The organism is Gimesia panareensis (assembly GCF_007748155.1).
In the GTDB taxonomy this organism is placed as follows: Bacteria; Planctomycetota; Planctomycetia; order Planctomycetales; family Planctomycetaceae; genus Gimesia; species Gimesia panareensis.
Window position 1 is genome coordinate 7,310,525 of the sequence record NZ_CP037421.1, and the last position, 11,087, is coordinate 7,321,611.

An 11,087-nucleotide genomic window follows, 5' to 3' on the forward strand; every position below is an offset into this window, starting at 1 on the left:
GAATGAAGGGCCAAAAGGACCACCTGATTCTAACGGAAATCAAGACTGTTAGCGATTCATTCCACAAAAGTCGACGCGGATTTCCCGGGAGACACGTTTTAGACTGTGTCCAGTTTTACTGTAGCGTCTCCAAGGCCATTTGGACCGAGTATATTAAATTGAGAAACGCTATGGTTAAATGCGACGCGCTCTAGAATACGCTGAGTTCCGAGTCGTCGGTCAGAGAGCCGAAGAACTCATCTGTGGCGGATTCCCAGTCGGAGAGGTACCGCACTCCGGGCGCCAGCGTTTCCTGCATCAGACCGTCGGATGAGTGTTCATAGCCCAGCAGGTGACCGAGCTCGTGCAGGATCACAGTCCGCAGGTCGATCAGGCCGACCGCTTCGCTGTCGGGGAGGGCGATCAGTGTCAGATCGCCGCCCCCGGAATACTCGCTGTTCTCATCCGGAGTGGCATCGACAAACCAGCCAAACCCGGCGGCGTTGACGTCGATATAAATCGTACCGCCGGCTGCGCGGCCTAATGTGCCCTCTGCCAGATCAACCACTTGGATGTCGACCTGCGACAGGGTTGCCTGCTGCTCAGCAGTTAACTGCGGGCTGAGTTCTGCCACCGTCGTTTCCAGCACGGTCTCGACGGTAGACTGCGTGACGGAGCTGGCCGGTTTCTGTGGCGGTTCGGTGGCAGCAACCATTAACAGTTGATTCCAGTCATCAGGGTAATTATCTGGATAGTTCACTGGAACCGAACCCGATTTGCGTCTGCCGTAATTGGACGCGAACAGAATCAGGTCACGAAAATCAACGCGATCATCCTGGTTAAAGTCGGCGAACCAGGCATCGGCTGAAGCCGACTGACTGGGCGTCTGATTATACACGGTCACAAACCGGATCAGGTCGCGGAAATTGATGGCGTCATCGTCGTTCAGGTCAAAGGGGTTGGCCCAGATACTTGTCCCTCCCATCTGTTCAAATCTTGTCGCAACAGGAGTATCACCGACGAGCTTGATCTGTTGTGAGCTGATATTAAACCCCAAATCATGAGGTCCAATACTTTTCCCGGAAAAATCGAGCTCAACCTGATCATCAGCCAGAGACTCGAATTTGATGCGAGCAAATAAGACGTAACTGTCGGTGCCCAGATCGGAAGCAGTCGTTTCGGCATAAAGCCCTTCGATCGTGCCTGACGCATCGTTAATCAGACCAGCCTGGCTTTGACTAAAACCTGGCCCAAACTCAATTTCTGTAGCAGAAGTTAATCCTGAGTTGTAACTGAAATCCAAGCCTGCGGAGAATACTCCCTGGTCTTTCAAATTGCTGGCGTTGATCCAGAGCTCTGCCCAGTACGTTGACCATTCACTAACAGTATTCTGATTCTCGGGTAATGAACTGACTTCGCCATCTGGTTGGATATCTGTTATCGCGTTTACACGCCGCAGATAGACCTCAGCAGTAGTACTTCGATTATAGCTGTACACAAGACTGTTATCTGTAAAGCCTTCATACAAAGCTGCTACGAGAAGATTATTCTGGTGAATTGCTGCAACAGAAAGACCAAACCCTCTATGATACAATTCTGAATCAGACGAATACGTAATAATCGTCTCTTCATAATTATTCCAGCCTCCTGAGCCATTATAAATGTAAGCAGAGCCATTCGATAAGGAATTAAAAGGCACTGAACCGGTTACAACCAGTAAATCACCATCGAGATCTATGCTTCGTCCGAAATCATATTTAGAGGTGTCCGAAATCGGATCAATCCTGGTCTCCAAGGGATCTAACCAACCTTGAGCCCCATCGAAAATGTAGACCGTCCCCACATAACCAGAACCAGTGCCCCGGGAGGAAATGGCAACTGTATTTCCATCAATGGCGACTAACCTGCCAAAGTCATCATTTAATTGAATATCAGAGCCAATCAATTTGTATTCGTTGGCAGAACCCCAACCTGTATTTCCTTTCTGGTAGAGATATGCTGCTCCCCGGCCATCATTTTCAGGAGCTCCGACAATAATTTGATCACCATCAATGTCGACAGCGGTACCAAAATTATCGTTCTCTATTCCATCCGAGGCAGATATAATCGATTCTGTCGGAGCAATTGTTGACCAGTCTGCACCGTTTCTTTCATAGACAAAGACCACTCCTGAGTAGTCAACAAAAGAATTGCCTTTATGTCCCACCACAATCGTATCATTTTGAATGGCAACTGATATTCCACTCAGAATATTCCGTGAAGCATTTGCGAGTAAGCGAGTCACAGTGGGGGGAATTGTTACCCAATCCGCCCCATTCCTGGTGTATATGAAAACTTCTGCGCCATAGGCGGCTGAGGATGTCTCAGCGGTTACAATAATCGTGTTGCCATCAATGGCAACACCAGTACCAAATTCCAGATTTGCACCAGGTACTGGATCTCTCAACGAAGTTTCGTACTCCCATGTATCATCATAGAACTCGGGAGTTCCCGCATCATTTTTGGCATATACATAAACAATGCCAGTGGGAGCTAATGCGGAATCCGTTCCCGGAGCACCGATTACCAGATAATCATCGCTGACAGCAATCGCTTGACCAAAATCATCTTTGACTTGATGGGCTGTCAGCGGTTCAGTCGGATTGATCTCAGTTGTTAACGACCAGGAATTATCCTCACTGATTTCATACACATACGCACCACCACTTCTGTCTCCATCCAAAGAATTATATAATGCTCCAACTAGAATTGTGCTATTTGATACTGCAATTGCATTACCATATCCGATAACTGCATACTTAATATGAGTTAACTTTGAACTGACAATGGTATCTACATCCCATTCGGGACCACTTTTAGTGTATACATAAACTGCTCCGTAATAACGCCCTATCTCTCGAGCAGATATTGCACCAATAACCATTTGGTTTTCACTAAGCGAAACCTTACTTCCGAAATTGTCGGATTCTGCGTCACCATGAAATTCGATTTCATTGGGAGGTATCGAAGACCAGTCTGATCCCATTCTGGTGTAGAGATATGCTGAGCCACTATAATCCCCATTACTGCTTCTGCTTGATGCTCCAATGAGGATTTCTGATCCATTAGTTGCTACAGAAAGCCCAAAGTGGTCACCCGACACGCCATTGGAAGCTGTCAGCTTTGTCAGCAACGGAGCTTCGGTAATCCAGTTATCTCCAACTTTAGAGTAAATATAAGCAGCGCCACCTCCGGTTCCTTTGGTATCGTCATAACCTGCGCCGACCACGATGGTATCACTATGCACAGAAACGGTATAACCATAATAATCATCGTAATCTGTTAGCGTATGAGCCAACTGACCGAAAGAAGATGCCGACCAACCGTTTTCTGTTTTTTCAAATACAAATGCAAAATTAATTGGATTGACATTAAAAGCAGTCGTGTGAGCACCGACAACAATGGTATTTTCGTAGATGGCAACAGACGTTCCAAAACCGGAATATTTAGAGAGCCCCTCAACGTGAATTTGCTCTACAAGTGGTGGTTCCGATTTCCAATCCTCACCCACTCGCGTGAAAACATAAGCGGTCCCACTTGGATCTCTCTTCGCCCCCACCACGATCGTATCACCATAAATGTAACCGTACACCAGAACCATTGTAGGCGCAGGGTTTAGAATCTCGGGTTTCCTCACGTTTCCCATACAGGAGATCCCATGGTCCAAAACAATTCGAGTGAAAACCGCCCAAGTCTGGGCAGACCGACTGGAGCGATTCGACCAGGCTGAAATCACCGTCGCGCAGTTCTGCCAAAACGAAAACGTCTCAAAAGCGTCCTACTATTACTGGCGGCGGAAGGTCCGCGGCCGGCGGAAGATCCGCGGTACCACCAGGAGAGACCATCAACGGCTTCGCGACAGCACGTCTGCCCCTCCTCGACAGACGGGCAGAAAGCCGGCAGGCTTCCTGCCCGTCACGCTTGCAGCGTCCTCACCGGCCACTGTCATGGCCGTCGATCTGCCGGGCGGCATTCGCATTCGATTCGAGATCCCGTCCTGTAGCCAGGAGGCCCGCTCATGATGGGCTTGCCCAGCGGCACGCCCATCTACCTGTGCACCGAGCCGGTCGATTTTCGTAACGGCTTCGACGGTTTAACCGGCATTGTCACCGCGACGCTGGGTCAGAACGTCCTCAACGGTTCTCTATTCCTGTTTGTGAACCGCCGACGCGATCGTATCAAAGCCCTGTGGTGGGAGACCGGCGGACTGACGTTATGGTACCGGCGGCTTGAGCAAGGTACCGTTGAGCTGCCAACGCCCGAAGACGACAAAACCCACGTGACCATCGATTCGGTCGAACTGGCCATGTGGATCGCCGGCGTTTCGCTGAAGTCGTCCAGGCACAGAAGAAAGCGAATGACTGCGGTCTGAGTCGCAGCCTCATCAAAACATCCTTCGGCAAACCGGCCTGGCGAGAATCTATTTCGCGGGCCGGTTTTTGTTGGGATTTGCTTTTTTTATTGATCATCGGGTAGTGCGAAAAGTCCGAATTCTTATAATGCGTCCATCATGGCTGATGAATCACTTCCCCACGACATCCAAGACTGCCATCGCTTGATTGCGATGTTGCAAAGGCAAGTCGATGACGGGCAACAAACGATCAATCAACAAGCGACCCAGCTTTCACTCAAGGACAAGCTGGTCGAAGAACAGGCCCACTCGGTCTTGCAGCTCAAGGACAATCAGGACCAGCTCAATGAGAAAGTCACCGAGCTGAACCTGACGATCGAGAAACTTCTTAAACAACTCTACGGCCGTAAGAGCGAACGGCGAATCGACGGTGCCGGTCAGTTGCTGCTGGACCTGGGCGAGGAAGTCACGCCCGAAGTGGTCAGCGCGCTCGAAGAAGCGATCCGGCAAGCTGAACAAATTGCCCAGGACGCCGCTGAATCGAACCGAAAGTGCCAACCCAGGCGACCGCGACCCGACGACCGTAAATTCCCCGCCCACCTGCCGCGTTATGAGAAACTCGTTGACCTTCCCAAGGAACAACGCGAGGGATTGAAACTGATCGGCTACGATGAAGTCGAAACGCTTGAGTTGATCCGCAGTGAACTACGCGTGCGGGTGACCAGATATGCCAAGTACGCGCACCCAGCGGACAAAACCCAAGGCATCCTCAGTCCTGAGCGGCCGACCGGACTGGTCGAGGGCCATCGTTTCGATCCATCGATCGGTGTAGAAGTCGTGGCGGCGAAATACTTCTATCATCTCCCGTTTTACCGCCAGCAAGACCTGTTCGCCGGCAGTGGCTGGACCCCCAGTCGCAGCACGCTGCAAAACATCGAAGCGGGTGTTGAGTTTGCACTTCGTCCGCTGGCGGCGCACCTGCGCAGCTATCTGAAACAGGATCAAACGATCGGTTGCGACGACACCGGCGTGTTGTTGATTACTCCCGCCGCGATGCCGGATCTGTCCCGGCATCCCCGCGGGCAGCGGATCGGCGAGGTGCTGGAAACCGCGATCGCCGCCGGCAAGCCCAGCATCAACGCAAAGATGTGGGGCTATTACGCCTCGCGTCTTCCGGTGGTGGCGTTTGACTTCACGGTCAGTCGTCACCGGGACGGACCGGATGAAGTGCTCAGAGATTTCGCGGGCAACCTGATCGGAGATTGCTGGTCGGGTTTTCAGAAGATCGAGGTTCGAAGTGGCTCACGGATTACGTTCGCCGCGTGTTGGGCGCATGCGCGTCGTAAGATTGACGAGTGCCGCAGCGCGTTCCCGCTCCAGGTCGCTCAGCTCGAATCGTGGATTCGGATGCTCTACGACGTCGAGGACCAGATCCAGAGGCTCAATGCGTCCCAGCGGCTGGCCCGTCGCCGCCGCCTGTCGCGTCATGTACTGGGTCTGATCGAAGAGTACTTGTCCGGCGAAGAGATGTCGCCGGGTCGTGTTTTACCCAAGAGCAATCTTGGTCAAGCCGCTGCGTACATTCGTCGTCACTGGAAGGCCTTGTCGCGATTTATTGATGACGCCTCGATCCCGATTGACAACAACGATTGCGAACAACTGATGAAACGTGTGGCCACGGGTCGCAAGAATTGGATGTTCAAAGGATCGGTGTTCGCTGGTGATCGAGCGGCGAACCTGATGACGATCGTGGGTACGGCGATTCGTAACGACCTGGACGTAGCTGCTTACCTGCACGACGTGTTGCAGCGTGCCCTTGACGGCGAGACGGACTGGGCCAGGCTGGCACCGCACGCCTGGAGAGTGGACCACCCTGAATCGATTCGAACGTACCGCCAGGACGAGCGTCGCCAATCCGCTGACCGCAAACGCAAGCGTCGAGCCCGACGCCGCCTCAGCAAATAATCAGCCCCAGCGAAATGACTGGTCCTGGTGTACGGTTACCCATAAATGGCAACAGAGCTCCCAAAATAAGTCTGTTCTTGAGGAATCGGGGATTTCAAAAAGGTCTGATAATCCCAAGTATCATCAGTCTGGTCTAAAGGCGTGCCTTGCTGATTTCGCACATAAATGTATGCAGCTCCTGAATTATACTCCCCAAGTTTGTTGTTTGATGCACCGACCACCATGACATCTCCATCTATGGCTACCGCACTGCCAACCGCATCCCCTGTATGATTTGCATGGGCGGGATCGGCAGAATACGAATCCTGGAAGTTAAAATCGGAATCATCATTCGCGATGATTCCGGTGGCATCCAAGCTCGACACGTTCCCTTTTAAAACACTTCCCCCTGTCGGGTTACTGATCCTTCCAATTACAGTCTCAGAAAGTTCCTGCAAAGAATCTCCCTGCACGTTGATGGAAACAACGACGGTTTGTGATGTCATATAGGTACTGGCAGCAAAATCAATCACTTCTGATTTTGCTGTATAATCTTTTCCAGCCACTGCAGTACCATCTATAGTGCTGAAATTAACGCTCGTATCAAAGTTTAAGTCACTCCCTGTGCGAGTGATCGTAAATTTAAGCAATTGCCCGTCAGAATCACCTTCCACTATTTTTTCACTGGTGATTGTGAACACAGACCCCGGCAGCCAATCGTCATTCAGAATGGTGCCCTGACCTGTCGCATCTGCGATATCCAATTCAGAAAGAAGTGACTCTCCACCAAGACGTGGGTCACTCAGAACAAGAGAAAATGTCTCATCTGCTTCCAGGCTCTCATCATCATGCACATGAACTGTGACTTGTGTCGCCAATTCTCCAGCGGGAATTGTGACCAGTTTATCTCTTAGAAAAGTGAAATCATTATCACTTGCTGTATCTGTCACGGTGTTAACTCGAACTGTGACATCCTCAGCGGCTGCCTGATCCAGAGAGATTTGAAACGTAAACGTTTCGTTTTCGCTCGCGGTAACATCATCGACACTGAGCAACGCCGTCAACATCGTACGGTCTTCCAGCGTCTCTATCACAATAGGAACCACCAGTACCGCTGCGGCAGGAGAACGATGCTGACGCTTCCGCTGGCCTCGCAGGCGGGATTTTCGATTCTGACAGTGACGGAACTGCCGTTTCAGTCGAGAGAACCAGTTGGCGGAAGACATATTGTGATATTCTATTGATGTTTAGTGATTCAAATTGGGTTTGTAAAACAGTGCGTCCCCACACAGCACCATGTGGACTTCTGGTCGGGGGCGGCAGACTTGTCATTAAAACGTATTGAGCTCCGTCTCATTCGTTGAAAGTTCGCTGAAGAAGGCATCGGCTGCAGATTCCCAGTTCAGCAGTCGTCGCTGGCCAGGCACGAGGGTCGCCTGCATCACGTCGTCTGGTCCGTGATCGAGGCCCAGGAGGTGTCCGAGTTCGTGCAGAATGACCGACCTGAGATCAATGGTCCCGAGAGCAGCACTCGAACCAAAGGGCGCCGCGACCAGAGTGTAGGGCCCGGTCGCATAATACCCACTGTTGTCGTCGGGGGTGTCATCCACAAACCAGCCATAGCCGGCGGCATTGACGTCGATATAAATCGTATCGTGGACCGTGTTACTTAAAACGCCCTCCGGGAGATCCACGACCTCGATATTGACTTGTGCCAGTTTATCATTTTCCGCGGGTGTCAGTTGCGGATCGAGAGAGTCAACGACACTGCCCAACATGGTCTCCGCCTCTCCCTGCTCGACAGGCCTGGCACTTAACTGTGGCAACAGCGTGGGTTCGACCGTTAACTGTTTGTTCCAGGAATCGGGGAAACCTTTCGGAGAGTTGACCGTAGATTGACCGGCTTTACTGCTGCCGTAATTACTGACGAAGGAGATCAGATCGCGGAAGTTAACGTTGTGACTCTGATCCAGGTCTGCGAACCAGGCATAGTCTGAATTCGACTCTCTGGGATCAGAATTATAGACACTGATAAACAGGACCAGGTCGCGAAAGTCGATCTTGTCGTCGTCGTTGAGATCAAAGGGGTTCGCGAAGACCAGGGTTTCGGGGGCGGGTCCGTGTACTTCTTCGGTGGCAAGGCCGCCCACCAGTTGAACCTCGGTCTGGTACAACGTGAATTCAGGACTTTGCGGGATCATCATCTGACCTGCCAGATCCAGGTCAATGCCGTCGCTGGCCGTCGATTCAAACCGGATGCGGGCAAACAGCACACTTTGACCGTCCCCCAGATCGGCCAGGTCTGTTTCAGCCGAGAGGTTTTCAATCATCCCCGTCAGATCATTGATGGTGCCTGTCTGGTTGATGGTGAAACCGGCGCCATATTCAATGCTGACCGCGGTGGTGATCGCGGTGTTGTAACTCAGATTCATAGTCGCAGACAACACTCCCGGATCAGTTGAAGCGGGTGTGCTGATCCAGATTTCCAGCCAGTAACCGCTCCATTCATCGACCCAGGTCAGGTTATCGGGGAGCGTCACGCTCTCTCCGTTGCTGTCTGTGGTCGTCTTTTCGTCGACCATGCGCAGCTCCACCTGGGCGAGCGTGTGTTGAACTTCGAAAGCCCCGATATCAATGGCCTCACCCACAATGCGTTCAAACCCGGTACCGCGCTGGTCCTGAGTGATGGCTCTGCGATTGATGATATTCTGGTTCGTATCATCCAGGGCGTCATTGTCGCCGCCGTCGATCGCAGCGCTTCCCGGCAGCAACGCGTGCGTTTTCGTGACGCCTCCATTGTCTCTCAATACCGGATCAAGCAAACCCTCCACACTGTCCTGAATAATGCTGTTGTTTCGGGTATTCCAGAGACCAACCTGAGGAGTCGAAGGGGCCGTATTTCCGGCAATGATCGAATTGGTGAGCGTGCCAGAAACACTCCCAAACGAGTAAATACCACCGCCAATTCTGACTGCGGCATTTCCGGTCAACGTGGAATTGATAATCTCAAAAGAGGACGCTGAATTTGCGAACGCAATGCCGCCGCCAACCACCAGGGCCGTATTTCCGGAAAGCGTACTGTTTTGCAGAATCAGCGACCTCTCAGAAAAAATCGCCCCTCCCCAGGAGTTCACGGAATTCTTTTCGAACAGGCTGTTCTGGACCGTTAAATTTCGGGAAGAGTCATCGATACCGCCTCCCCAGTTGATTGCTGTATTTTTGAAAAAAGTGGATCCTGAAACCAGAACATTATTTCCCTTTAATGCGAGCGCGCCACCCGAGCTGGCGCTGTTTTCTGAAAAGCGACTGTTTTCAATATAAGCATTGTGGTAGGAGCTATATAAAATAAGATCCGATCCATAATACACGGCTCCTCCGTTAGTGCTTGCCGTATTGCCCTGGAAGGTACAATCAGTAATCGTCATTTCCGTAAAGACCGGCGGGAACGACGACGAGATCTGATGAAAGATCGCACCTCCAGTGCCTGTACTGTTTTCGGTAAAGACCGAATCGCTGACGGTTAAAACTCCCTGCGAAAGAAAAATCCCCCCTCCTAAGGTATCACTGCTGTTTTGCGTGAACGTGCTGGAAGCAACAGTCAGGTCACCATTTTGCACCAGAATCGCTCCCCCCGAATAGGACGTCTGATTTTCTGTGAAATCGCATCCGGTGATCGACAGCAAACCCTCGGTACTGTAAATGGCGCCGCCATACCAGTCTGCACTGTTGCGGACAAACGTGCTGTTCGTCACTGTCAGGTCTCCGGCACTGTAAATGGCCCCGCCATAGTTGCCAGCGAAAACTGAGCCGTTATTTAAAACACTGGCCTGATTGTCTGCAAACACGACATCAGAAATGGTCAACGTTTCCAGACTGTGAATGGCGCCGCCACTTGTATAGTTGGCGAACCCGTTGCTCAGTGTGAAATTGCTCAACTCCACACTGATGGAAGCCTCAGCCTCCCCATCATCAATGCGAAAAAGACGGTTGGGACCGGAACCGCTGAGAGTCAGGTGTTCGGCCCCGTGGCCGATGATGGTCACGTCATCGGTAATCACCAGCTCATTATAAATGATGAGTGTCTGATCAAAAAAGCTGGCATCAAACGTGATGGTATCCGCTGTCGCTGACTCATTCGACAGTTTGATGGCTTCCCGCAGAGAGAGATTCCCGGCGGAATAGTTCCCGTCATCGAAATCAACAGCTGAGTCTACGAGAAAATGAGATCCCAGATATTCAAAGGCTCCCACATCGGTAGACCCATCAAATATTCTGGGAAAACCAATTCCCCGCTGATCATTGAATAGCCCTGCATTTATGACAGCAGAATTATCGCCAGCATTGATGGCAGCACTGTCGACAAGCAAGGCGTACGTTTTTGTGAAACCACCATTATCTCTCAAAACAGGATCGAGCAGGCCTTCGATACTTTCCTGAACGATGTTGGCAATGCCTGAAAAATCACCTTCAGCTTGCGAATTTGAAGGGGAAATATTTCCAGCAATGATATTATTTGCGATTGTCACCAGGAGAGGATCGTATGCAAAAAGACGTAGCCCTCCCGCCCCCATTCCGGACTCATTTCCAACCAGTGTGCAATTGATCAAGGCACAGGTGTAGTAACTCACCTGTGCCCAGATTGCTCCGCCTTCCTCAGTGCTTTTATTTCCTGAAAAAGTGCTGTTATAAATCGAAACCGAATCGGAACGATCACTATATATCGCACCTCCATCAGTGTCAGCGGAATTCTCCAGAAATGTGGAATTGAACACCG

At 51.2% G+C, this 11,087-nt stretch carries 6 protein-coding genes and 1 pseudogene; 3 read left to right on the forward strand and 4 right to left on the reverse strand.

All coding sequences use genetic code 11. The features are described 5' to 3' along the window. Window positions 1-190: 190 nt before the first annotated feature. Window positions 191-3,619, reverse strand: a complete 3,429-nt coding sequence (locus tag Enr10x_RS27625; RefSeq protein WP_197997395.1) for a hypothetical protein — start codon at window positions 3,617-3,619, stop codon at window positions 191-193. Between the two features lie 76 nt (window positions 3,620-3,695). On the opposite strand from Enr10x_RS27625, the gene tnpA reads away from it, so the two are divergent. The 3 genes from tnpA to tnpC all read left to right on the forward strand — a co-directional run bounded on the left by tnpA (window position 3,696) and on the right by tnpC (window position 6,334). Then, complete coding sequence (gene tnpA / locus Enr10x_RS27630; RefSeq protein WP_145451662.1) at window positions 3,696-4,040, forward strand: IS66 family insertion sequence element accessory protein TnpA; 345 nt, start codon at window positions 3,696-3,698, stop codon at window positions 4,038-4,040. Next, entirely contained in the window at window positions 4,037-4,390 is a 354-nt protein-coding gene (tnpB, locus tag Enr10x_RS27635; RefSeq protein WP_145447815.1) for an IS66 family insertion sequence element accessory protein TnpB, read from the forward strand. The genes tnpA and tnpB overlap by 4 nt, the downstream gene beginning before the upstream one ends. Before the next feature lie 138 nt (window positions 4,391-4,528). Next, the gene (gene tnpC / locus Enr10x_RS27640; protein WP_145447814.1) at window positions 4,529-6,334 is read left to right on the forward strand and encodes an IS66 family transposase; all 1,806 of its coding nucleotides are present in this window, start codon (window positions 4,529-4,531) and stop codon (window positions 6,332-6,334) included. 35 nt (window positions 6,335-6,369) lie between these two features. Here the strand turns inward: tnpC and Enr10x_RS27645 are convergent, their stop codons facing one another. The 3 genes and pseudogenes from Enr10x_RS27645 to Enr10x_RS30715 all read right to left on the reverse strand — a co-directional run. Further along, complete coding sequence (locus tag Enr10x_RS27645) at window positions 6,370-7,539, reverse strand: FG-GAP repeat protein (RefSeq protein ID WP_145452211.1); 1,170 nt, start codon at window positions 7,537-7,539, stop codon at window positions 6,370-6,372. Window positions 7,540-7,644: 105 nt separating this feature from the next. Then, a complete protein-coding gene (locus Enr10x_RS27650; protein ID WP_232093161.1) occupies window positions 7,645-10,839 on the reverse strand; it encodes a right-handed parallel beta-helix repeat-containing protein in 3,195 nt (1,064 codons plus the stop codon). 102 nt (window positions 10,840-10,941) lie between these two features. Then, window positions 10,942-11,085 (reverse strand): annotated as a pseudogene (locus tag Enr10x_RS30715) (hypothetical protein); the annotation flags it as partial. Between the last annotated feature and the right edge of the window lie 2 nt (window positions 11,086-11,087).

Excerpts from the sequence above, each read along its gene's own strand:
- Enr10x_RS27625 (WP_197997395.1), bottom strand. The coding sequence starts at position 3,619 with ATGGTTCTGGTGTACGGTTACATTTATGGTGATACGATCGTGGTGGGG.
- tnpB (WP_145447815.1), top strand. The coding sequence starts at position 4,037 with ATGATGGGCTTGCCCAGCGGCACGCCCATCTACCTGTGCACCGAGCCG.
- tnpC (WP_145447814.1), top strand. The coding sequence starts at position 4,529 with ATGGCTGATGAATCACTTCCCCACGACATCCAAGACTGCCATCGCTTG.
- Enr10x_RS27645 (WP_145452211.1), bottom strand. The coding sequence starts at position 7,539 with ATGTCTTCCGCCAACTGGTTCTCTCGACTGAAACGGCAGTTCCGTCAC.